This is a genomic window from Pseudomonas hefeiensis, from assembly GCF_030687835.1.
GTDB lineage: Bacteria > Pseudomonadota > Gammaproteobacteria > Pseudomonadales > Pseudomonadaceae > Aquipseudomonas > Aquipseudomonas hefeiensis.
Map to the genome: position 1 here is coordinate 6,178,201 of NZ_CP117449.1, position 22,777 is coordinate 6,200,977.

Here is a 22,777-nt window from a genome sequence, read left to right on the forward strand (position 1 = left end):
GCTAACTCGCCATATCGCTACTACCCTTCCCAAACCGCAGGACGCGGTTTTTGCCCCCACCAAAGGAACTATCCATGTCTCTGGCCATTGTCCATAGCCGCGCCCAAGTGGGTGTGGAAGCGCCCGCCGTTACCGTTGAAGTCCATCTGGCCAATGGCTTGCCGTCGCTGACGATGGTCGGTTTGCCTGAAGCGGCGGTGAAGGAAAGCAAGGACAGGGTACGTAGCGCGATCATCAATTCGGGGCTGAATTTCCCGGCGCGGCGCATCACCCTGAACGTCTAAAGGTCATCAATGAGGGGTATGGACACGGTTTTGAGCCCGCACTCAGGGGCCGTAGCATCTTAGGTATGGACGTCAATGGCTGCGGCGACGTCCACGCTGATTTCTGTAATATTGAGATAGCCAATCTCACTAGCTCGCTGCGTAGGCAGGCGCGTCAACACATCCTTCAGGTAGGCATAGCCGGGCACGCCTGCTCCAAGTGGCTACTTCGATCTTGATGTAGCAGTGAGCTGCTATCTCTCGGGCGACCTCCAGCGTAGGCTTCAGGTTATGCAGGACGCAATCAGGCAACCGCCAAGGAGTTCACATGTACCTCACGATCATGAAGCCACAAGCGCTTCAGCAAATCGCTGTATTAGCCCGTGGATTATGGATCGTTGAAGGCCCTGAGGGCTCCGTGCTGGTAATCAAGGCAGGGAAAGAGCTGATCCTGGCCGCTCAGCAAAGGCGTGAACTGAAGCTTTACCTCGCGCCATACAAGGCAGACGAAACGACGGGACTTACGCTTCTCACTGCCTGCTTTGATGACCCACAAAGCCCGCTATTGATCAAAACCCCACTCATCCCTGGTGACCCTCTCACCGAGGCACTGCAGAGCCTCCCTGACGAGTTCAGTGTGTGCTTTTTCGACGAGCACAACCGTGAGCTGTTCAGTTGTAAGGCCCAGGCGAAGCTTGGTCAGCTCCGCAAGGAGCTCGGTACACTCAGCCCCATTGGTGCAGATCACTGGCCCAAGATGTATGAGCAGGCGGACAGATGGTTCAGCCTCACGACCTATGAGGACGACGCTCATGCCACAACGGTGTTCCTAGAGGAGGATCTGTTCCCTTCGGACTATTTGATCACCGACCTTACCCGCCAGGACTTTCGAGGCTCCAAAGGCTTCTCCAATACACAGTTGGAGCGCACTGAGCCGGGTACGTTTCAGGAGCTAGATATCATCTATCTGCTCCAGCGGGCATATACCTCCAAGCGGATCATCCATGGCCCCTTGAAGGTCTCCGATGGCGAGGAGCTGGCTGACGTAGTGGTGATGGGCGATGAAGTGACTTTACTGCTGCAGGCGAAAGACAGTCCCAATACGCCAGCGATGATGAACACAACGCTTGAGAGAAAGCGGAAGAAGGCCATAGGTCAGTTGAAGAACGGCCTTCAGCAACTACGCGGTGCTATCTCAACGATCAGGCGAGAAGGCAATCCAGCCTTGGCGCTTGTGGACGGCACGCCCTTGGACATTGATCTTGCTGCACGCCCCCTAGTGGGGGTTGTCGTGGTCAGAGAGTTTTTTATCGACAACTACGATGAATACAGCACCATGATTTTGAAGTTCATGGATGAGGTCGGTGTCCGCGTCCTAGCGTTCGATTACAACGAGTTCGAGGTCATGACCCGCCACTGCCCTTCGGAAGATGCACTGCTGTCAGCGTTCTTCCAGATTTCCAAATGCGCTGAGGAAAGGCGGATCTATCCTAGGCTGCGCTTCACTGATCTGCCGCCGCGCTAAATCGAATCGGACAAGTGGAGAGCTTCTCTGCTCGTACCCCACAACTCCCTTTCTAGCCAGGCAGGTCTTTGAGCCAGTAACGCCTGACAGTCGCTTCAGGCAAACCCAGCGCTCGACTCACCTCCGCCTTCGACATGCCACTGGCCTTGAGCTCTAGCACAGCTCGGATTCGGTCTGGACTGCTGGGTTTGCCTCGCGTGCGCTTTACCAGCCCTTCACCCGCGTCCCAGTGCCTCTTCAGGCCCTGCAAGCCTCCCTCGGCTATGAAGCCCTCCAAATCCTTCGAAGCCTTCGCCATGACATCGATAGGTGATGACCCATCCTGGAGGGCCTGACACAGTGCGACCAGAGCCACGAGGTCGAAATCTAGGCTCAGCGCGATCTTGCTCAGCTTGACCAAAGATACCTGCGTTTTCCCTTGCTCCAATCGCGACAGATTGGCTTGGGAACTGATCTCGGCGAGCTCCTCCTGGGCCGATCCTCTAAGGTCGCGCAGAGCTCGGACTATTGCTGCTATCTCGTTCTGCATGCTGAGCGCTCAAAACGAAGAATAGGGCCACAGCGCTACGCGTCGATAAATATCGAAAACTGGCAATAATGGCGATCATCGTTTATCGTGGGCCTACAGATGACAGCCTCGCCGCGTCCGGGCGACCGGGCCAGGGAATGATCAATTTATTAGAAAGTCGACGTCAGCAGGTTGGGATGAAGCTTCATATACTGTCTGATCTACATTGTGAGTTTGCCGATTTCGTCCCCCCTGTGGTGGACTGTGACGTGGTCGTATTAGCCGGCGACATCCACGTGAAGTCCAGGGGGGCCAGATGGGCCAGCCTGACCTTCAGCACGCCTGTCGTATATGCCATGGGCAATCATGAGCACTACAGCGGGAATATAGATCGAACCCACAGCAAGCTGCTTGACGCTGCTGAGGAGCACGTCCACGTCTTGGAAAATCAGGTTTTAGAGTACGGTGATGTGCAGTTTCTCTGTGCTACGGCTTGGACAAGTCTGGCCGCAACCGGAGACCCAGTAGCTGCTTCTTGGTGTGCTCGTGACTCACTGAATGACTTTCGCGCCATCCGTGTCGGTGAACAGTATCGGCGTTTGCGCCCTGATGACCTGATCGCGAGAAATCGAGAGACGAAGGAGTGGTTAGAGGCTCAGCTGTCGCTGCCATTCAACGGTAAGCGTGTAGTTGTGACTCACCATCCGCCTCTTATGAAGTTCGTGAGTGACCAAGGAGCCGATCCTCACTTGCGAGCAGCCTATGGCAACAATTGGGATGGCCTGATGAATTTTAAGATCGATCTATGGATCTTTGGCCATACCCACGAAGCCGTGGATGAGGTGGTTAACGGCATCCGGTTTGTGAGTAATCCTCGTGGTTATCCCAATGAAGAAACTGGCTTTCGGCCAGACCTAGTTGTCAGTGTATGAAGATTGACAGGGCTGCCGGCGTTTAGCTTTTTTCAGTAAGTGAGTAGGTTTCAAATTCGAACGTGATGGAGAATCCATGAGTTGTCTGAATTCCCAGGACTGGACGGCTGAGGGCGGAATACGACTGCCCAGTCTGGTGTCAGCCAAGTTGGCGATTGCGCAGGCCCATGATTGGGGTGCACTAGTGGACGCGTACCTGGTAGATGCAGCTGAAGTTGGCGATCGTTTCGTTGCGTATGTGTATGGCGATCTTTCTGGGCAACTGGTTGATGGGATGACAATTGTCACACCCCCCCTAGCGAGGTGATAGCAGAGGTCGCAGGCATGGCGTTATTGCGGACAGTGTCAGGCAACGATCATTACGTCATGGTCAGCCGATTGCCTGCCGCCGCTTGAGTGCCCCCGCGTTGTCGAGGCCGCTGTCTCAGCCTGCTTCATTAGGCCCCACCGTCATCTAATTCATTAATAGTTAATGTGTGTTTAAGGGAAGAAGCATGTCCGAGTTAAAGAAACTGACATTGACTGTTAAGAACTATGATGCTCAAAGCGAGCGGTGATCTAGACGCTCTCTATCGACGTGTTAGATATGAAGATGAGCACGGCGCTACGCTCTATTTCAAAGAGGTTGTGATGCTGAAGTATCTTGCGAAGCATGGTGCTTTGGCGACTGATGTTCCGCGAACTTGGTACTATAAGCATGCCTCAAAGAAATCGATAATTGTTGTCGCTTTTGAGAAGGCTGGTGGGAAAGTTGAGTGCGACTTGGATGATCTGCGAATTATTGCAAGGTCGACTTTGATAAAGGGTGTGGTTATTTCGCTAGTAGCGGTTCCAGCTGGGATTATTGCTGCAACGGCCACCTTTGGAATTGGGCTTGTCATTATTCCTATGTTTTTGTGGCATGGGTACAGGAACGTCTTCAAGCTTCCGAAAATGCTGGGTCGAAAAACGCTGGTGGATGAATTTTCAAAGTTTGGCGTTACTCTTCGGTAGCTTGGTTATTTGGTTGTTGAGCTTGATTCTCGTTAGAGTGGCTGGCTGTCTTGCGGACGGTGACCAGCGAAGGAAACTCAGATGAAGACCAGTGCCGTAATCTTTGATGCCTTCGGAACGCTGGTAGAGATACAGCAGCCGACACATCCGTTTCGACAGTTGCTTCGAGAGGGGCGACGCCAAGGCCGCTTGCCTCGCGCTGATGACATTCGAACGATCATGACCCGTTGCCTTTCTCTAAGCGAGGCTGCGCTGGCCTTTGGTATCAAGATCTCGCCCTCCCAACTCGCATTTCTTGATCAATGCTTGGAGGAAGAGCTGGCAAGCATTCAGCCTTATCCAGACGCGGTTGAGGCCGTTGGGCTACTGCAAGCTGCAGGGGTGAGACTGGCCGTATGTTCAAACCTGGCAATGGCCTACGGCCCCGTAGTGGAAAGGATTTTCCCGCACCTTGGGGCCTATGGTTTCAGCTATCGTATTGGTGTTATGAAACCGCAAGCCGCCATCTACCAGCACACCTGCGATCTGCTCAATGTCCGGCCAGAAAATGAGCTCAGCGGTCAGAGGCGGATCGTCATGATTGGCGACTCAGAAAGGTGTGATCGGGATGGGCCTGGCCATGTTGGTATCAAGGGTTACCTGTTGCGCAGGAATGGAGACGGGGCTTCCAATCTTTCCCATTTTGCACGATCAGTGCTGAGTGATAGGTAGCTGCGAGCAGATCTTCAATTCGATGGTAAGCGTTGCGTCTGAGCTAAAGGGCCGCGCCACGAGTTGGCCCTGCCGGGATGCCCCCTGCACAGAGTACGAGGGGCGACCAGACCAGTATCACCAGAGGGTGAAGCATGAATGAGCTTAGGATTGTCGGGCGATGCGTTCGCCCCCCGATTGGCTGCTGGAGTGCTACGCATCGCTGTTTTGAGACGCGTTACGAGCAGGTCTTCTCAATCGCACTTGAAGTATTTGGAAGCCGAAAGAAGGCGCAGCGATGGCTTGTAAGATCTGTGGTAGGTGTAGGCCGTCAGACACCCTGCAGGGTGCTGTGCACACCTATGGGATTCACAATTATCCATGACGAGATTATGCGGCTTGAACACGGCATACGTGCCTAATCCCGTTTAGCCTGTCGTTGCTCTCTATCGAGTTAGTGGTCGCCATCCCAGAAGCTGTGCGATCCGTGGTCTTGTGTGCCTATCCTCACTGCCGCTTTTTCCTATCTGGTTTAAGTACCTGCTGAGTGGGGTCGTAGGCGATCCAAATTCGCACTTGGTAAACCGAAATTCACCAGCTCTGGCATTTTGTCCTCGTTCAATGGCCTGTTTCATAGGTTTTCGAAGATTTTTGAGTAATAAATCAAATTGCCAAAGGGGCAATTCTTTTACCGTTCGTCGGCGATCACCAATTTATTCCCCCCCCCCTCTTGAAAATTTTTAAGCGAGACGGAGTTCTTTTATTTGAGAGCAAGAGAAAAGCTGCAGTGGCCCAGGCACCGCTTTTCTCACAGGATCCCACCGGCTTTTACGTCTGATATTTACGGCTTCTAGATCACACGGTTTGAGGGTCTGGTGTGAAGCTGAGGTTGGAATGGGTGGGCTGGGGGCCAGGGGGAAATCGCTTTCCTTTGCAGCCGCAGGCTGCTGCTTACGCTTTGACGTCAAACCAATAAGGCTCTTTTGTTGGGATCAGTCCGTCTGAAATTCCACCCCTCTCGGACAACAGGCTCGGCTGGCGTCCGTCGCCTTCAATGTTCCAGCAAGACGCACTCGGTGACCTACCAGGCGCTTCGAAAATTCGGATCTGTAAACTAAATTTTTGATCTGTAAACCTCGGCGGTTAACACGTCAAAAAATTGGTTTACAGGTGGATATGGATTCTGGTCGCGCTTGGGGCTATTTTGCCAATTTATTGATAAGGCGAGCCCGATGCCCCTACTGTCTGATGGTCAGCTCTGGTCTCTTGCTTGCAAAGCCTATGGGGATGATCTTCTTGGAATCCTTGGGTCGATTGTGAGCGCCTACGAGCGTCGTCCGGGGCTGAACAATCCTATCCGTGTTCCACAGTCGGTTATCGGCGTTGATGGCTTTACAGCGCTCCGAGAAACCCTTACTACGCAGCGCTCTAGCTTCCATCAGCTCGAAGGTTGCTTGGAGATCCGCGAGCCTCTGGCGTGGCATCTCGTACGCCATCTGCAGCATAAGCTGATAATCGATGGGCATGCCTCTGCTTCAATCCGAGATCAGTGTTTTGCGGGAGACCTGGGACTTTAATCTTGACCCGGTTAGGCTGCTAGTCGTGCATTTGGTGGAGACGAGCCTGATCGTGTTCGGTTGTATCGCTTTATTTTCCCGATTTCGATTGAAGCTATGCAGACATCCACTCGCCCGCTTCGCTGAAGTCTTGCATCATTCCTGCGAGCTCCGGAGGCGTCAGCAGCCCAGAGCCTTTCTGATCTTGCATGGCGCTTCCTTGTAGGCTCGGCAGCGCCTCAGATCGTCATCGGTTAATCTCCACTGACCACAGAACGGAGTCGACCTCGTGACTAGAAATCCAGTTGAGCGGGCCCTTATGGCACGAGGGGTAGACAGTGCGTTGGCCAGGAAGCTGAGGGAGGAGAAGTGGACGCTTGCGAAGCTCCAACTACAGCGTCCGGAGAAACTGCTCGAACTGGGGTTCACAGAATCCGTCGTGCCCAAGATCCTCGGCAAAAGCAGGCCGCCAATACCACCGGATGTCCTCATCAAGACGCTTTATGACAACCGCTGGGTTTGCTGTGTCTGTCGAGATGCTGAGCGCCCGGTAGTCGTGCATCACATCAAGTCATGGGCGGAAAGTCGCGATCACTCTCCGGCCAACCTCGCAGTGCTTTGCTCTATCCATCATGGGGAGGCGCACTCCACGCATGCTCTGGAGCTTACGCTCACCGCTGACCGGCTCAAGGCGGAAAAGGCGGTGTGGGAACAGGATGTGAGCCGGCTCGATCCTTTGGCCATATTCAAAGCCACTCAGCTAATGAGTTGCCAGTGGTGGTACTTCAATCACCTCAGGGTTTTCGAAATTGCCGAACACGTCGGAGTGGAGATCACCCAGCTCAAGGGGTTCCAGGGCGCCCTGCGCAATGGCGCGTGTGACGACGAAGGTTACCTTTGTTCCAGTGAGGGCCTCGTGTACGTCGGCCAGGCTCGGTCACTCTCGCTGTACCGGTATATGAGCAACATGCTGAAGGCCGCCATAGAGCATACCTGCGTCCGTAACATTTCGGATGACCTAGATCGGGGCACACTCGATATTCTGGTTACACCTGGCGATCTGGTGTTCGTACAGGGTTCGTATCACTTCGCAGATATGCCTCCTGACGGTTCCGGCGCTGACATGGTTCGGGGGCGGCGAAGCGTCAACAAAGTCGAAATCACGTTCGTCTTCGACAGGAACGAAGGTACGTCCGGCTCAGCACGTTCGGAGTGGCTTCTTGGAGTACGCTCTTTGGGCTGTTTGCTACGTGCGAACAAGCTAGAAAGAGACCTCAAGGGCACCTTGCATATCGAAGCTACAGTGCTGGCGATTCGCAGCGCCCATGAGGAATTGAAGACAAGAATGTATGAAATTGGCCTCTATCAAAGCGGCCTGATAGGTCATGAGGTGGAGGATGAGGAATTGGAAGATTTCGATCCTGATTACGATGAGGACGATGGTCGAATTGATGACTCACTTTACTCGTAGCTCGGGCATGACTTGAGCTCACTCCTTTATAATTTGATTCGATCACTGCGCGTTGAACGTCCCGGCCTCAAGTCAGGCGAGCGTTGATTCCACTGTTCTATCCCAGGCCAGGGATGTCAGGCATTATCGAACTGGCTCGCTATGGCGATGTGCCGGTGGACTAGGTCAGGCGGAGACTAAGGATGAAGGATTCATTTTCAAGGCGTCACGGTTTCTCGCAGGTCGATGAGGCCGAGATCACCGTACGAGAGGATGCACCGCAAGCGCTGCAGGAATATCTGATTCAATTGAGCTACGAATGTGGTCTCAAACCATCAGGACTGCGCGAAATCATCTGCCAGACTTTGAAGGTATTGCCTGACAGGGGGAACTGGAGCGAGACGCCCAATATCCACGAGGAGAATGTCCAGCGCCTTGAGCAATGCAAGTGGTTCAAAGTGTATGACGTCATCGAGCGGCTTGATGCCTATTTCGGCAACCGAAATTACGACGGCGACGTTTATGAGCACTTCACGACTGAGCTGAACGAGTTCTTCATCGAGCACGGCATAGGCTGGAAGCTGCTCGGTGGCCGCATCGAAATGCGTGGCTCTGAATCCTTTGAGCAGGTTTTGACTTCTGCGAAAGAAACTGAGCATCAACACGGTCACGTCACGGCCAGCAAGGAATTGCACCAGGCGATAGCTGACCTCTCACGCCGGCCATCCCCAGACCCGACGGGAGCAATTCAACACGCCATGGCCTCGCTGGAGTGCGTTGCTCGACAGGTCACTGGGGATCAACAGGCAACCCTGGGCAGGATCATGAACGATTGCCGAACGCTAATTCCAGCACCATTAGATCAGGCAGTTATCAAAACTTGGGCGTACGCGTCGGAGTTCGGACGGCACATCCAAGAGGGTCGCGAACCGTCCTTCGAAGACGCTGAACTCATTGTTGGCCTGTGCGCCTCGGTCAGCAGCTACCTGATCAAAAAATCGAAGTGACTGAAATCGTCGTTTGGCCCTCGGCAGGGGCTAGCCATTAGTGCAGGGTCGCTCGGATGTTGGATGACGGTGGCCGCTAGTATCTCCGGTCGCAGCTAGCCCGGCATCGGTTGTCCATATGGTAGAAGGGGGCAGTGGCCAAAGAGGTCGTCCAAGCGATCACTTCACTTCGGTAGACGCTGTGTGCCTGTTCAGCGACGCTTTCGGCTTTACGAGGAAAATCCCTCTTCGAGCGCTGCCATATCCAAACATTCGCTGCGCGCGGGCTCGATGAGAGCTATTGGCATCCCTTCCAAGAGGGGCTTCCGCCGCCCTGCAGCCATGCTATATGATGTCATTACGCCATCATCCTATCGCTGGATGAGACGAGCCGGGCCCCTTTCACAAGGATAGTTTTGGTCATGACGTACATTAACCTGCCCAGTAATCAGCAATCAGCAATCTGCAATCTGCAATCAGCAATCAGCAATCAGCAATCAGCAATCAGCAATCAGCAATCAGCGACGTTGATGAGACAGCGCTTCGGGCGCAGTGCGCAAGTGCCTCGATGAAGAGCGTATAGGGCCTATTCATGGCCTTGGGCTCAGTGACTGTGGCCCCTACGTGAGTACCAAGCTCCATGGGTTTCAGCAAGCGATCACTGAGTACAGCAAGGCCAAGGCCCACGCCAAGCGTGAACGCACTCGGCAGGATGCTCTGTATGCCGGCAATGATCTCATTCATGCTTTGCAGCAGATGAAAGGGCGGCTCGAAACTGAGCGTAAAGAGGGCGAGCTGTTCTTCATTGATGATCAGATCACGCCGCCTTTCCATCTCAGCAAGCGGCTATCGGTGCCTGTGTCGTTTCGCTGGCGAGCGTCGCCATCTGCGGACTGGAAGCACGGCTATGTGACGTTCGTCTACGATTTCTCCCCTCAGCCGAGTTACACTTCGTTGCCCAAGCGTAAACCCAGCGCGGCACAGGTAGAGAGGGATCTTGAAGACAGTCGCTACCGAGAGTGGGAGGGTTTGAAGGCCCAGGCACTCTTCTCGATGAGGGAGTTCTTCCGCGATGGCGGCGATGGCGATGCTGTGCCGGAGGTGTTCGCGGTGAGGCCTAGTCCCTACGGTGGGGGCCTTAATAACTTCAGCTGTAATTTCTGGCAGCCCGAGAGGCCGGCACCATAAATCTGGCAAGCCATCAGCCCCGGTAACTGGGGCCGATGTGTACAACCTTTGGCGTACCAAGTCTGCGTGGGCCGGGGAGCGCTAGGCAATTTTTGTCTCAACTGGAGTGGTTTTTGCCCCGGTTTTGTTGGCATACGCTTCATCTGAAATAGCCGATCCTCACTTCCCATCATGGGATTTCACCTTGTGTAACGCAGGTCGTGACGCTATAGTGGGTGTGCGGGAAATAAGAGCAGGGCTCCGAGATCATCAGGCGAAATTGGATCTGGAGTGTGGATTGCACGGAGACGCCATCCGTGTGGTAGCGGCATCAGACTTCGGTCTGTTGGCATGTGACCCAACCCCTAGGGGTTAGCTAAGCAAGCGCTGCGACTACCATCCCGCATATCTTCTTCAGTCAAGGGCGCCAAATCTGGCGCCTTTGGCGTTTCTGGGATTTGAAAACCCTCAATCATCCCGACAGCTTTCCCGTTCGGCGTGCGGTTGCGATAAGCCGTCACCACGCTGTAATAGAGCTGGTCATCGCCGATAGGCCAAGCTGCTAATACTGCACACCCTTTGCGACCCCGGAGCACGATCAGTCGCTCGTTCCCCTTCATCGAGTCAAACTCACAAACGATGTTTGTGCCATGCACGATGATGTCGGACACAAAACGCGGTACATCATAGACCGTTGGGTAGCCCCACTTTACCAGGTCATGCCCACGCTCTTGCCAGATGTGGCGTACACCGAAGCCTTTGTGGGGCCCGATGTGCTTGCCCGCCCTGAGGTAGATATCCCCGCCGGGCTGTTGCAATAACTGGCTGGTGACCTTCACCAATCCCCAGGATTCCAGGCCTGTGGTGGGGTGAGCAATGTTGAAATCTTCGTGATGGTCGAACTCGACCGGTATCGCCTGAGGCGGCGGCGCCTTAAAACGTGACATGCCAGCAATCCTTAACTACCTGATGGCTCCATTCTCACGTCACGACTGGCCGTGTCAGAACCGCACTCTCCCATTTTATAGAATTTAGCGATGCTGGTGGTCACTAAGTGTCTGCGGCGAGGGCTCCAGATGAAGAAGCTAAGCCGGGGGATTCTTAGAATCGTGCAGGTGGCTCGACGACTCAATAGGTTTGGGTTACGGACTTGCAGAGGCTTGTAGCGGACGAGCTCATTTGTGATAGCCCAAGCGCTGAGGTTTACGGGTATAGCTTGAAGTCACTGCCCTCATGCCACTGGCTAAGATCGATCTCAGTGATTTCTAGCCCGTAGGTACGTAGCAGCCAGCGTGTTTGCTCGCCGTATTCACTTCCAGGCTCACTGCGACCATGTAGCGCAATGCGATTGTTCACCAAGGCGATATCACCTGGCTGCAAAGGAACAGCGATCGCGCAATCAGCGCATGCGTGCTTCAAGGCGTCCATCGCTTCCTGCGCCGATTTGTGGCCGATGTCAGCAATCTGCGTGTTGCTGTGGCTGAACCTGATCCACCAGCTCCCATTCATTTGGAAGAGAAGCTGTGCATCATCGACATCGAGCTCGTCGCCCAGGATGTCTACCATTCCATCCCGGAAGGTCAGCTGTGAACCGATGATGTACTGAGGCTTCTGGAGCTCCTCAATATGCTCTTCGCTCAAGCGCGCCATAAGGTGGTCGAGAGGCATAACCGTGGTCGGCACTTGCTTTGGGTTACGCAGGGCCGACAAGCACACGAAGTCTGGAGAGGGGGCAATGCGTTCATTCAGGGGGTCGCGGTATCCCCGCAACGGGAAGGTCACGCCATCCGTGTGCCCACTCATCTTGTCCGCCGATTTGACTGTGTATTTTCCTCGGCCAGGCGGGAACACCACCAAGTTAACGAACAGGTCGCCTCCGTTCTCGGAGCCGTAGGAAACCGTGGCGGAATTGATAGCCGCAAGGCACGCGATCGCAGTTACTCGGGCAATGACCGTGCCTTCTGCTTCAGGCACCGGGCAAAAATCAATGGGGGTATCGGGTAGGTCATCTGGCCGGAAGATACCCTCCAGCGTCAGGCAAGGCTGTGCCCATGCAAAGGCTTGCACCTCTGCACAGCTGCTCCCCCGGATATTGAGCTCGCGTTCGATCGCAGGCTGCAGCTCACGCCCCAGATCGCCAGGGCGCGCCAGGTACTCAAGCACTTGCTCATAGGTCACGTTCGCTCGCCATTCGCTGACTGCGACACGCACTGCTTCTGTAAAGATTGCCTGGATCAATTGTATCCCTACACGCGCGAGTGATATAAAAGTGATGTACGTCAGCGTGATTATCACGCACGATCCCACCAGCGACTAAATTCGTCTATGAAAATGCCCAAGCTTCAGCCTGCCGATTATCTCCAAGGGTGCGCTAGTTTCCTAGCCTGCCTTAAGCCATTCATGCACTTGCGGGAGACCTCCCAGGGCATTGAGTGTGAGATGACTCTGGCTAATGGCCAGCCTGTAGTGGTCACCGGCAAGGACGAGCCGCACCTGCTGCTTGGCTTGATGTCCGTACTCGTCGAACTGATTCCAGCTGACGAACGGTCAGCGATGCCACCTGTCTCACGCACAGTGCCTGCGGATAAGCAGACTTTGGAGGCGACCATGCAACCTACCGCTACTACCAAAATCACCGATGAACGAACCCAAGCTGCCCGCTTGCAAATTGGTTTAACTACCAAGGTCTCGCTTCACGAATTGGTAAGACGCGTAGCAAAACGCCGTGGGGTATCGCTGTCGATCGCTGCGCGAGATCTGGTGCAGGACGGGCTGACCCGGTTCGATAAAGAATCAAGGACAGTAGACCCTTCGGAACTGCTGACTGATTACGAGCGCACTGCCAATGATTACGAAGGTGCCGATTCGGAGAGTTGGATTATCCGGGCTGACAGGCGTCTGGTGATGAGAACGCGTTTACGCGCAGGTGAATATGAGCGCTCGTTGTCATCATTCACCAACTTCCTTCTCGCCAACGCGTTGAGCCATTGCCCTCACGCTGCCGCTGTGCGTGAGGCAACGACTAGTTCGATTACCAGTGATGAGGCTGTCGTAGAGGCTATCAAGGCGATCGAGCGGGTCAGTGGGGTCAAAGCCCGTGCTCTCGCTCCTCAGATCGATCTAGGTGAGCAACGCGGCCTGACCAACATGATCCTTGGTGGTTCGGTACTGGCGCCTGCGCGAGTCCTGGCGAAGCTGGCCGTCGTTCTGAAAAAGCCTTTGGACGTTGTGTCGGTAGCCTTGGAGCGTCGGTTCGCCACCCAATGCGTTCCAGCTTTCAAAGCGACTGATGGAAAACCCACCGTGCAAGCGGAACGCAAGGCGTGGAGTGTCGCAGTCAAAGAGCTTCAGCTGCCGGCTGAGGAACAAGAGCGTCTCCTGAACCTAGAGGGCTAAGTGTGAATCCGTTCGACCGGGCACGTCGGCAAGCATTCGAAACCCGAGAAGCCCTGGTCGGATTGGCCGCTTCTCTAGGTGGCGTCAGCTCCTCTGAGCTCTTGGCTCATGTTGAGGACACGCTCGAAATCGCGATTGAGCGCTTACCTTTCGGGCACCCAGAGTTGGGTGGCGGCAGCGGGGTGCTCAAGCGAGAAATTCAAACTATCTACATCCGCAACGACGTGTCTCCAGGAGAAACGGCCTATCTCATCGCCCATGAGTTGGGTCACTGGTATCTCGACGGCGATCGCCCCGCACAGACGGTCGCTCATCTGACCAGCATGACGGATTCCTATGGGAGCCAGGCTACGGTGGCGGTAGAAGCATACGGTGCTCGTGAACGCTTGGAGCTTCAAGCCAACGTTTTTGCCCGTGAGCTTCTGCTACCCCGTGGTGTCGCAAGCCAACTGTTCCATGGCGGTAATGGTGCCACGGTCATCGCGGTCACTCTGGAGGTACCGCTGGAGATCGTTCGTCTTCAGCTATTCGACGGCATTTTGCTCCCCATATTGCCTCCTGCTCCACCTCCTCCTCTGCCGCTTATGACGCAGGGACAGCACGACGCTGCTACCGCGTCCGAAACCTTCGTCAACGTTGTTGCCGGGCCGGGTACTGGTAAAACGACGACACTGATCCATCGCATCAAGCACCTGGTCGAGCGCGGTATCCCTCCCAGCCAAATCTTGGTGCTGACCTTCACGAACAAGGCGGCTCATGAATTGGTGGAGCGCCTGAAGGTATCTGGCATCGCCGGAGCCGCCGACGTGTGGGCCGGAACTTTCCATGCATTCGGGCTCGAATTCCTTCGCAAATACCATCAGATTTTCGGACTGGAGTCCGACGTTCGGCTCGCAGATCCGCTGATGCAAGTTCGCCTGATGGTGAGCACGCTGCCCAAGGTGCGGCTCAAGTATTACCTGAGACTACAGAACCCGTACGATTGGTTACCTGGCGTTCTTGGCCATATCAAACGTCTCAAGGAAGAATGCCTCACGGTTGCCGACTACCGAGCACGTCTGGCTGCACTGCCGCCCTGCGAGCCCGATGTAGCCAATGAGCGCGAAGACATCGCCACCCTGTTTGAAGCCTACGAAACAGCAATGCGAGCTGAGCATCTGGTCGACTACGTTGACCTCATTGCCCTCCCTGCATCCCAGGCCAAGCGGGATCGGACAAGCGTTGCTCAGTACATCGACCATTTCTCGCACGTACTAGTGGACGAATATCAGGATGTCACCGAGGTGATGGTCGACCTCCTTCGGCAATTGGCTCTCAATGCTCAATCGTTCTGGGTCGTTGGTGACGTGCGCCAAGCCATCCACCATTGGCGAGGCGCATCGATCCGTAGCTTGATGCACTTCGACGCCACGTTCCTGAGCACCATTCCAGGAGCAACGGTGCGCCGCTACGCCCTCGACCTGAATCGGCGAAGCACCCCTGAGATCTTGGAGCTATTTTCCTGCGCAGGCATCCATCATGCACTGAATGACCGGATGCCTCTGGAACCAGTCACGGCGTATCGTCCCTCGATCGGGGTCATACCTACCCTCTATGAATGCGACTCCAAGCCCTCCCAAGCCGTCACCATCGCTCAGCGCATTGATGGGCTGGTGCAGAGGGGTGTCCCGTACAGGGATCAAGTCGTGATCAGCCGCAAATCGGCAAACGTTGAGCAAATTGTTGAAGCGCTTGAAAACCTGAATGTGCCAGTGCTGCACATCGGCGATGTCTGCCAGCGCCCTGAAATAAAGAAGCTGCTGTGCCTTATGGAACTGCTGTGCATGCGACAGCCGCGCTCACTGGTCGGGCTGATCTCTGAGCCAGCGTTTCGAATGCCACCCCAAGATATTGAGCACCTCATATTCCTGACCCGCAAAGGCGCAGGATTGAGCATGCAGCGAGGCCGGTGGCTATGGCTGCCTACGCCAGGCCTCTCGCCCGCTGGCCAGCAAGCTAAGTCAAATTTGGCGTTGCTGTTGAGAGGGCTCAAGCGGAATTCAAGGCCTTGGGATTTTGTCGCCAAAGTACTGCTCGATCAGCGCTACGGTCTTCCAAACCCTGCTGATCAAACCATTCAGGCCCATACTCAGCGCTTGGCAACATGGCTGTTCGTCTATGCCGTACGCAATGGTGACGGAGATATCCGCCAGGCACGGCTTTCCCAGTTCCTACTTCGCGAGGAGCTACGCCGTAGGATCGGAGAAAAGCTAGGGGATCGTGGTTTACCGCCTGAAGCGCGAGTCCTGGATGCGGTGAGCGTTATGACCGTGCATTCCAGCAAGGGGGCTTGAGTACCCAGCAGTTCACGTCACCGATGTTGACGACGCGTCATACGGCGCCAATCGACCCTATGCATACGATGTGCGGGGGTTAGATCTCATCCCTCCCGAAGTTTTGAACAGCACTGGATCAGAGTTCATGTTTGAAGAACGGGTGGAGCGCAATAACCTGCTCTACGTCGCTCTGTCTCGGGCCCGTGATTACCTGTATCTCTATGAGATCAGCGGGTGGCCACGTCCAGTTCCGCTCAATCGCGCTGCTGCCACGAGTCTGGTTAAGCGCTCAGGGGTGAAGGTACCGCCCGCACCCATCATGCCGGTGCCGTTGGCTAGCAGCACCGTGGTACCCACTGTGAGCTATGAGGCGTTCCAGGCCTACATGAGCTGTCCCCTCCAGTACCACTATCGCCATGAGCTAGCGCTCACTGCCGAGCAGGAAATCGATGTCTCGATCCGTGCCCGCTGGGCGATTACGGACATGCTGTTGGCCGTGGCGAGGGATGGCACTGACCCCAACACGGCATTCCAAGCCGCATGGGCGTTACACGGACTTCCAGATAGGGCAGAAGACCCTGGCTTGATGGATGATGCGATTGCTGCCGCCAAGCGTGGGCTGGTGGTGGTTAACAGCGTCGGCGGTGCCGTCGAAGAAGGGATGGTTTCCGAAGTCAACGGTGTGCGCATTGAGCTCCCTTGGATGCTCGTCGATAAAGGGCAGCTGCACTGGATTCGAGCTCAGACGGGAATCCAGTACACCCTCAGTCACCTACGGCCCATGATGCTTGATATCAATGGCTCTCGAAGGCCGAGTGCGAAGATCTACTCCATTATCACTGACCAGCACGTGATGGATGGCCCTTCCAAGCAGGCCGCGAGCACGTCCGTTTACAAGATGGCTCAACGTTTTGCTGCAGGTGATCGATCTGCTTCCAGGGGCCGGCATTGTGGGCGCTGCGCGTATCTGAGCATCTGTGCCAATATCCCCTGATTGACCTCCGCGGCCCCGATTTTGAGTGGCTGGCTTGAACTTGAATAGGCTGTTCTCCTGTTTACCTGGCAATAGGATGACTATGTGATAGGCAACATTTTCAACGTTTTTTCTCGAAGGAAGGAAAACAAGTCGGTGGCTAGAAAACCACTGACAGACGGATTCAGGCGTCGGACGCTCATGTTGCTGCGCGACGCAAATGGTGGAAGCTTGTATGAAACCCTTGAGTTTCTTCACGGAAAGCTGACCTATTTAGTTGGGCGAGTCCCGCTCACTCAGACCAAGGTTGACTCAATTGTGGAGGACGCCATGCAGTTCCTCCGAACGTGCAGTGACGCTCACTTTCTCGATGCTGTGGAATACATTGTCCACTCAGACGCACACCGTTGCTTGGGCGGCCAGCAAGAGAAGGTCGTGGAAAGGCTCAATGAATTTTTGAGTGTTGACGATCTGCCTTATTTCATCACCAAGCAGATTTGGGAGTCGTGGCAGAGTGACGACTTTGGCGGCCAATCCATTCGGTTGCTCGAAGAGTCCAAGGTGATTCCGAAAGACAGCCAGGTGATTCATGAGACAGCCATCGAGCCAGCTCTTGAGCTGCTTCGGCAGCCCGCCTTCCGCCATGCCAATGCTGAATTCATGGCTGCGCTAGAGGACTACAGGCACCAGAAATTCGGAGACTGTGTCACCAAGTGCAACTCCAGTTACGAAAGCGTGATGAAGGTGATTTGTGGCCAGAAGGGCTTCGGGTATACCCAGGGCGATACCACCTCGAAGCTCTTGAGAACGATCATGGGGCAGACTCAAATGGATAGCTTTTGGGAGTCGCCACTGCTGATCGTGGGCACTCTCCGTAACAAGCTTGGCTCTGCCCACGGAGCAGGAGAAAAGGCGAAGGTAGTGCCCGAGCATGTGGCAAAGTACGCGCTCAACGTGACAGCATCCGCCATGGTGTTCCTAAATGACCAGGCTTATAAGTAGGATCTGATTTTTCCAATACACAAACCCGAAATATCACTTGCGCAAAGGATTGTTATGCAAAGTTATAAAGATGTTGTTGAGGATTACATCAAGCGGCAGATTTTCTCGGAAACTGGCGAAGCGTTTCTCGATCTTTCGATCCAAGAGGATGTAATCTATTCTGAGTTTGATTTTCTCGGTCGAATGCTGTGTCAGAAATATATAGAGGGTGATTCGAGCTTCTATCTATTAGACAGCGTGCAAGTCCAAGCCGCAGCTGTTCATGGTCATCAAGCGGTTTTAGTTTGTAAGGGCATGCTTGATCTTATATTTCGCACCTCAGCTATGATGGTGGGGGCAGAGCGGCGTCAGAAATCCCCAGAGGATGAATTCTACGAGCCCTGGGTAAACAATTTAAGCTACTGGTTTAAGAGCGCTGAATTCGATTGGTCGGATGAAAGGTATTGGTGGCTTTATCAGGACGATTATAGGAAAGCTTTCGAAATGCTTGCCGAAGGCTTGTTTGTATTTCTTGTGTTGCATGAAATAGGACATCTCCATAATTTGCACGGGGACAGACGAGCCGGAAATTCAAAATCTGCACCCCCTTCCTCATCATCAAGCACTGATGAAGTCTTTGTGCATGAGGCGATGAGTGGAGGTGAGGCGATGAGTGAGGCCGATAGGCTGGCTGCACACACTCGTGAAATCATCGCAGATACTTATGCATTTCAGTTCATGCTTGTCGAGCTTAGAGAAAGCTTGCTTCCGGAGTCGGAGTATATTGGCTATGACGAAGGAGCGCTCCGCTCAGTGCATTTTGGCGTATGTATTTACATGGTAGCTTCCTTGTTCTGGGCGTTCAGCTTCCAGCGGCCAATGCGGAATGACACCCAAGAAGATGATTACCCCTCTCATCTTTTCAGACTGCAAAGCATTGAGGCTACCTCTCTTGAGCATCAACTGGCTGGTGGTAATAAAGAAACTTATGACGGTATGGCGCTCGGAATACAAACTTACACCCAAAAATTAATTTGTGCTGCTGGAGATGAGGGCTTTGTTTCTTGGCGTATGGCGGCTAATCTCCCAGCGAATCACGAGCACTACAAGAAGGTTTGTGAAATGACGGATGAGTGGTCAAATATTAAGTTTGGTGTGCGCAATGAGGATTGGCTTCGCTGGCCATTCTGAAGTTTTGAGCAGGTAAACCTAAATAACCTCACCGTGCGGTGGCATCTCAAACGGCCACCTTCTGGGGTGAGGGATAGGCGGAAAGTTGCCAGTGGCTTTAGCCCAAGATGAGGCGGTGGCTAGACCTCTTACAAGGAAAGTTGTGGTTATGACGTACATTAACCTGCCGAGTGATCAGCAAGCTGCAATCAGCGACGTGGATGCTGTGCCTGAGGTGTTCGCGGTGAGACCTAGTCCCCACGGTGGGGGGTTGAATAACTTCAGCTGCAATTTTTGGCAGCCCGAGAGGCCGACACCCTAAATTCGAGCGAGCATCAGCCTAGGTTGCTATGGCCGATGTGAGCAATCGCTCGCGTACCGAGTCTGCGTGGGTCGGGGATCACTAGGGAATTCGAGCCTCAACTGAGAATGCCTTGCTATGCATTCCTTCTCCGAGTAACCGGGAAGACAAATGGCTTTTCTTGAGTTAAATTTATTTCGTTTAGCTTATATTTAAACCTAATATCACTACAACTAAATCGTCGAATTAGATTTTTCACTTCAGTATCATTTAGCTCGTAATTCCAAGGCTGAATTATAGATCCACCCCTAACTTTATCGAAACCATACTTTTGCCCCAAGGCTACGGTGATAGTATTTTCAATTTCCGTAACCCAGAAACAATCGCCAATTGATCTAAAAACTGCATGTAAATGAGTTGCTTTTCTCTTTCCCGTGAGGCCACTCTCCATATATTCGACGGCGCCCTTTTTCTTTAATTTAGAGTAAGGGCTTTTCTTACCATGGCTTCGCAGCCTTGATCTCAACCCCTTAGCTGTGCCCACGTACCATGAGTTCAGTTCAAGCTTCAAAATATAGATATACCAATTTCTAATTTCTTCACTCATTTTCCGGGATCAAATTATGCATAACGATTAAGCTAATTCGTCTGAGACACTACCCGATTCGCACTGAGCGTGTCTATTGCAAGTGGGTTACGCCGCACGGCAGGAATAGGTTTGCTGAGGTCGAAGCGTCACATGCAGATATCTACCGGAGCGAGGGGTAGCCCAAAAACGTCCGCTCTTGGCCGATCAGGGTCGGCCAGCGGACTGGTCAAATCCGACGCAAACGACTGGTCAAGTCAAATGCAAATGGTGGTCAAGTCCATGCAATTACTCAGCGGCGGCAGTTGGATACCAATAGGGGATCTGTGAGGCCCCTGGCTTATCCAAGACAATCGCCACGCTTTGCTCGGCCCGTGTGACCGCTACATAAAAATCGGCTGCGGATAGGGGCAAGAGATACTCCCCTTTGCTGATGAACTTGCCGATAGGTTCGGTTGGATAAATCAGCACGCGGTTGAAGGTTTGCCCTTTGGACACCCCAAAATTCATGTAGTTGAGGTCGAACTCTGTGCCCGAGCGAATGCTGTTGCGCAGGCACTGGGGCTGGAATGTCTCAACGTACTGACGTACGTGAGTCTTCTTCACGAGGAAAACGCCGTCGTGGGGTGTGATCGCGTGATTCTGTGAGGTCGTTTTCGGAAACTCCCAGATCGCCTCAAAGATGGTGTCGGAAAAGGTAGCTATTGTCTGGCAGCACCTCCACGTGACAGAGCTGTAGTTGATTTCCAGACGGCCAGCTTTCTGCTGTTTTTTGAACCATGCAATGGATTTCGAGTAGGCAAAGGCTTTCTTCATCTGACCACGAGGATTGGTGGACAAGACTGCCTGACGGACATCTCCGACGAGCCGTATCTCAATGCGTGTGCCGAACAGCGCCTCCAGGATGTCCCAGTCGTAACCCGAAAGATCCTGAACCTCGTCGATGAGTATTTCGTCGTAAAGGCATTCGAGGCGTTGAATCAAGGCCCCGCCGCTTTGGCCAATCAGTTGGTGGGCCAAGCGTGCTAATTCTTTCCCATACACACTGTCCGACGAATCGAAAAAACGATTCTCACCGCTGGCATATCGCCCTGGATCACCTTCGAAATTGAAGCCCTTGCAGCGCTTGCCGGGAAATGCAAACGGGACGAAGGGTTTGACGAAATGACGTATTAGGAAGCTGAACCAGCCAGAGACCTCCAAGCCTGGTCGCTCGCCGGCGTACCGCCTTACACGCTCGCGCAACTCGATCTGATTGGTCTGTGCGAATGTGATGAGCAGAACTTTACGATCGGCTGGTAATGCCTTGCAATGCTCCACTAGGCCTTGTGTCTTGCGAGCGCCCGCAACTGCCAGGGTCAGGTAATTTTTAGCCATGAATGAACGCCGCTGCCGCTGCCATATAAGGTGGCGGAGTGATCGCCTCCTTGGATTTGGCGATGAGAAGTGCTGCTTCCGTTTTCTCTCTCGACATCCATTTCTCAAGGCTGGCCCGATCAGTGACTCCAAGAATCTTGCGCAGAGACTCTTCGCTGTTGCACGCCCGCAATTGTGGCTCCAATGTCCTGCCAGCTTCCTTTGCGCCAATGAAGAGCTCTCGCTTTCCTGTTTCTAGTAGTTCGTTGACGGTTTCCTTAAGGATTTCTGGGTCTTCCCCATCGTTGTCTCGAAGCACTGCAACTGGGCGATCGATGGCAGTACACAGTTCCAGGCAGCGCCTCAACGTCAGCCCATGCATGCTCATCACATCAATCCCCAGCTCCATCGGGTGCTTACCGTAGAGGTCGCTGAAGAATCGCTCAAACAGAATCTCGTCCGAAGGGCCCTCCACTAGGACGAGCTTGTGAGCCAGCACCATCCGCAACGTGTCGAAGCCTGGGAGCTTTTGGAAATAGCCGACGGTGTCCGGATCAAGCGTTTCTATGTGAGATGCCTTGCCGCGATGCAGGAGGAGCAAGGAGCTCAGGCCGAGGCGATTCAGCACATAGGCACTGTGGGTCGAGATGAACAGTTGACGCTCACCTGCAGCCTCCTCGATGCGCGACAGCAGCGTGGTCAAGCTCGTATGCGACAGATGATTCTCTGGCTCTTCAATCATCACGATGCTGGTCTGCTCGGACAAGCGCTGCATGGCCAGCGAAATCTTGATCGAAGCCTGCTGTCCCTGGCCAGCCAAGGCGAACGGCACATGATCCACGTGTGGTGTGACCGACCCTTCCCAGGAGGATTGAGCACTTTGATCCATGGCCAAGGCCATCACCTGATTATCCAGTGGCGCTCGAATATTCTTGAGGCGATCATTCACGCCTCCCAGGGAGTTAGATGTCATGGACTCTTTGATCTCGCGGTAATGCTGGGAGATCTTGGCTTTCTCGACCGGCTCCAAATGGTCACTTAGGATTTGACGCAGGTGGTAGTCAACGCCTGAGGTCGAGCGGACGGTACGGGAATCGATAGTCGCAACGGCGAGCTGCCGGGGGCGCCTAGTCAGTACCTCATCCCCAAAGGTACGCCATTCAATCTTGTAGTACTCGACGGGGATCAGCGCGCTGGGGTTGATACGCCATTGGGTGAGTTCCTCGTCATACTCAGGGTTGGGAATGACCTTGAATGAGATGCCAGGGCAGGCATTTGTCTTCCTGTCGCTATTGATCGCGCCACAGAGAAATTGCAGCTCAGGTCGATTTTCAAGAAATAGCTCAATCAGGATTTCTGGCAGTGCTGGGTTATCATCCCAATCGCAGTCCTCCAGGAATTGATTAACGAGCTCTTTGTTGAACCAATAGGGGTTTAACTCCTCCTGAGCGGAGCGGCCACCGATACGTCCGTTTAATGCCAGACCAATCGCCTCCATCAGGGTCGATTTTCCCGCGTCATTACCGCCCACAAGGATGTTGAGATCTTTGTTTGGCAGCAGCGTGAAGTCGCCGTAGATCCGATAACCCTGGATTTTGATCTTCGTGATCATCTGCTGTCCTTAGGTGG

Annotated in this window: 17 protein-coding genes and 3 pseudogenes; 14 read left to right on the forward strand and 6 right to left on the reverse strand. The window is 53.9% G+C overall.

Features of this window, described 5'->3' with window-relative positions:
- Positions 1–74 precede the first annotated feature (74 nt).
- Positions 75–281 (forward strand): annotated as a pseudogene (locus PSH57_RS27995) (magnesium chelatase domain-containing protein); the annotation flags it as partial.
- Between the two features lie 310 nt (positions 282–591).
- Positions 592–1,788 carry a hypothetical protein gene (locus PSH57_RS28000; protein WP_305386824.1) on the forward strand — a complete coding sequence of 399 codons (1,197 nt, stop codon included), beginning with the start codon at positions 592–594 and terminating at the stop codon, positions 1,786–1,788.
- A gap of 52 nt (positions 1,789–1,840) precedes the next feature.
- Here the strand turns inward: PSH57_RS28000 and PSH57_RS28005 are convergent, their stop codons facing one another.
- Positions 1,841–2,317, reverse strand: a complete 477-nt coding sequence (locus PSH57_RS28005) for a helix-turn-helix domain-containing protein (protein WP_305386825.1) — start codon at positions 2,315–2,317, stop codon at positions 1,841–1,843.
- Between the two features lie 176 nt (positions 2,318–2,493).
- On the opposite strand from PSH57_RS28005, the gene PSH57_RS28010 reads away from it, so the two are divergent.
- From PSH57_RS28010 to PSH57_RS28035, 7 genes and pseudogenes are all read left to right on the forward strand, one after another.
- The gene (locus PSH57_RS28010; RefSeq protein WP_032856874.1) at positions 2,494–3,228 is read left to right on the forward strand and encodes a metallophosphoesterase; all 735 of its coding nucleotides are present in this window, start codon (positions 2,494–2,496) and stop codon (positions 3,226–3,228) included.
- A 494-nt stretch (positions 3,229–3,722) separates the two neighbouring features.
- Positions 3,723–4,221: pseudogene (locus tag PSH57_RS28015) on the forward strand (hypothetical protein).
- Positions 4,222–4,302: 81 nt separating this feature from the next.
- Positions 4,303–4,932 (forward strand): HAD family hydrolase, encoded by a 630-nt coding sequence (locus PSH57_RS28020; protein WP_305386831.1) that lies wholly within the window; start codon positions 4,303–4,305, stop codon positions 4,930–4,932.
- 134 nt (positions 4,933–5,066) lie between these two features.
- Positions 5,067–5,333, forward strand: a complete 267-nt coding sequence (locus PSH57_RS29430; RefSeq protein WP_422766061.1) for an antitoxin Xre/MbcA/ParS toxin-binding domain-containing protein — start codon at positions 5,067–5,069, stop codon at positions 5,331–5,333.
- A 1,423-nt stretch (positions 5,334–6,756) separates the two neighbouring features.
- Entirely contained in the window at positions 6,757–7,938 is a 1,182-nt protein-coding gene (locus PSH57_RS28025) for a hypothetical protein (RefSeq protein ID WP_305386833.1), read from the forward strand.
- A 182-nt stretch (positions 7,939–8,120) separates the two neighbouring features.
- Positions 8,121–8,924, forward strand: a complete 804-nt coding sequence (locus tag PSH57_RS28030; protein ID WP_305386835.1) for an AbiJ-NTD4 domain-containing protein — start codon at positions 8,121–8,123, stop codon at positions 8,922–8,924.
- A 475-nt stretch (positions 8,925–9,399) separates the two neighbouring features.
- Positions 9,400–10,091, forward strand: a pseudogene (locus PSH57_RS28035) (hypothetical protein).
- 344 nt (positions 10,092–10,435) lie between these two features.
- Here PSH57_RS28035 and PSH57_RS28040 read toward each other — a convergent pair.
- Positions 10,436–11,017, reverse strand: a complete 582-nt coding sequence (locus PSH57_RS28040; protein ID WP_024647667.1) for a hypothetical protein — start codon at positions 11,015–11,017, stop codon at positions 10,436–10,438.
- 256 nt (positions 11,018–11,273) lie between these two features.
- Positions 11,274–12,365, reverse strand: coding sequence for a TauD/TfdA family dioxygenase (locus tag PSH57_RS28045; RefSeq protein ID WP_305386837.1), 1,092 nt, complete (start codon positions 12,363–12,365; stop codon positions 11,274–11,276).
- 144 nt (positions 12,366–12,509) lie between these two features.
- Between PSH57_RS28045 and PSH57_RS28050 the strand changes: the two genes are divergently transcribed.
- The 5 genes from PSH57_RS28050 (at position 12,510) to PSH57_RS28070 (ending at position 18,926) form a co-directional block, all read left to right on the forward strand.
- Positions 12,510–13,466 (forward strand): hypothetical protein, encoded by a 957-nt coding sequence (locus tag PSH57_RS28050; protein ID WP_305386838.1) that lies wholly within the window; start codon positions 12,510–12,512, stop codon positions 13,464–13,466.
- Positions 13,467–13,468: 2 nt separating this feature from the next.
- Entirely contained in the window at positions 13,469–15,799 is a 2,331-nt protein-coding gene (locus PSH57_RS28055; protein WP_305444802.1) for a UvrD-helicase domain-containing protein, read from the forward strand.
- A gap of 127 nt (positions 15,800–15,926) precedes the next feature.
- Positions 15,927–16,775, forward strand: coding sequence for a hypothetical protein (locus tag PSH57_RS28060; protein ID WP_305444803.1), 849 nt, complete (start codon positions 15,927–15,929; stop codon positions 16,773–16,775).
- 180 nt (positions 16,776–16,955) lie between these two features.
- Positions 16,956–17,756 (forward strand): abortive infection family protein, encoded by an 801-nt coding sequence (locus PSH57_RS28065; RefSeq protein WP_305386842.1) that lies wholly within the window; start codon positions 16,956–16,958, stop codon positions 17,754–17,756.
- A gap of 54 nt (positions 17,757–17,810) precedes the next feature.
- Positions 17,811–18,926 (forward strand): hypothetical protein, encoded by a 1,116-nt coding sequence (locus tag PSH57_RS28070; RefSeq protein WP_305386843.1) that lies wholly within the window; start codon positions 17,811–17,813, stop codon positions 18,924–18,926.
- 416 nt (positions 18,927–19,342) lie between these two features.
- Here the strand turns inward: PSH57_RS28070 and PSH57_RS28075 are convergent, their stop codons facing one another.
- The 3 genes from PSH57_RS28075 to PSH57_RS28085 form a co-directional block, all read right to left on the reverse strand.
- Positions 19,343–19,813 carry a GIY-YIG nuclease family protein gene (locus PSH57_RS28075; RefSeq protein ID WP_305386845.1) on the reverse strand — a complete coding sequence of 157 codons (471 nt, stop codon included), beginning with the start codon at positions 19,811–19,813 and terminating at the stop codon, positions 19,343–19,345.
- A gap of 267 nt (positions 19,814–20,080) precedes the next feature.
- The gene (locus PSH57_RS28080) at positions 20,081–21,169 is read right to left on the reverse strand and encodes a UvrD-helicase domain-containing protein (protein WP_305386846.1); all 1,089 of its coding nucleotides are present in this window, start codon (positions 21,167–21,169) and stop codon (positions 20,081–20,083) included.
- Positions 21,162–22,760 (reverse strand): ATP-dependent nuclease, encoded by a 1,599-nt coding sequence (locus PSH57_RS28085; RefSeq protein WP_305386848.1) that lies wholly within the window; start codon positions 22,758–22,760, stop codon positions 21,162–21,164. Before PSH57_RS28085 ends, PSH57_RS28080 begins: the two co-directional genes overlap by 8 nt.
- Positions 22,761–22,777 lie beyond the last annotated feature (17 nt).

What these genes read in the sequence shown, in the direction of transcription:
- PSH57_RS28000 (WP_305386824.1), top strand. Translation starts at nt 592, where the DNA reads ATGTACCTCACGATCATGAAGCCACAAGCGCTTCAGCAAATCGCTGTA.
- PSH57_RS28005 (WP_305386825.1), bottom strand. Translation starts at nt 2,317, where the DNA reads ATGCAGAACGAGATAGCAGCAATAGTCCGAGCTCTGCGCGACCTTAGA.
- PSH57_RS28010 (WP_032856874.1), top strand. Translation starts at nt 2,494, where the DNA reads ATGAAGCTTCATATACTGTCTGATCTACATTGTGAGTTTGCCGATTTC.
- PSH57_RS28020 (WP_305386831.1), top strand. Translation starts at nt 4,303, where the DNA reads ATGAAGACCAGTGCCGTAATCTTTGATGCCTTCGGAACGCTGGTAGAG.
- PSH57_RS29430 (WP_422766061.1), top strand. Translation starts at nt 5,067, where the DNA reads ATGAATGAGCTTAGGATTGTCGGGCGATGCGTTCGCCCCCCGATTGGC.
- PSH57_RS28030 (WP_305386835.1), top strand. Translation starts at nt 8,121, where the DNA reads ATGAAGGATTCATTTTCAAGGCGTCACGGTTTCTCGCAGGTCGATGAG.
- PSH57_RS28040 (WP_024647667.1), bottom strand. Translation starts at nt 11,017, where the DNA reads ATGTCACGTTTTAAGGCGCCGCCGCCTCAGGCGATACCGGTCGAGTTC.
- PSH57_RS28050 (WP_305386838.1), top strand. Translation starts at nt 12,510, where the DNA reads ATGACTCTGGCTAATGGCCAGCCTGTAGTGGTCACCGGCAAGGACGAG.
- PSH57_RS28060 (WP_305444803.1), top strand. Translation starts at nt 15,927, where the DNA reads ATGTTTGAAGAACGGGTGGAGCGCAATAACCTGCTCTACGTCGCTCTG.
- PSH57_RS28065 (WP_305386842.1), top strand. Translation starts at nt 16,956, where the DNA reads ATGTTGCTGCGCGACGCAAATGGTGGAAGCTTGTATGAAACCCTTGAG.
- PSH57_RS28070 (WP_305386843.1), top strand. Translation starts at nt 17,811, where the DNA reads ATGCAAAGTTATAAAGATGTTGTTGAGGATTACATCAAGCGGCAGATT.
- PSH57_RS28075 (WP_305386845.1), bottom strand. Translation starts at nt 19,813, where the DNA reads ATGAGTGAAGAAATTAGAAATTGGTATATCTATATTTTGAAGCTTGAA.
- PSH57_RS28080 (WP_305386846.1), bottom strand. Translation starts at nt 21,169, where the DNA reads ATGGCTAAAAATTACCTGACCCTGGCAGTTGCGGGCGCTCGCAAGACA.
- PSH57_RS28085 (WP_305386848.1), bottom strand. Translation starts at nt 22,760, where the DNA reads ATGATCACGAAGATCAAAATCCAGGGTTATCGGATCTACGGCGACTTC.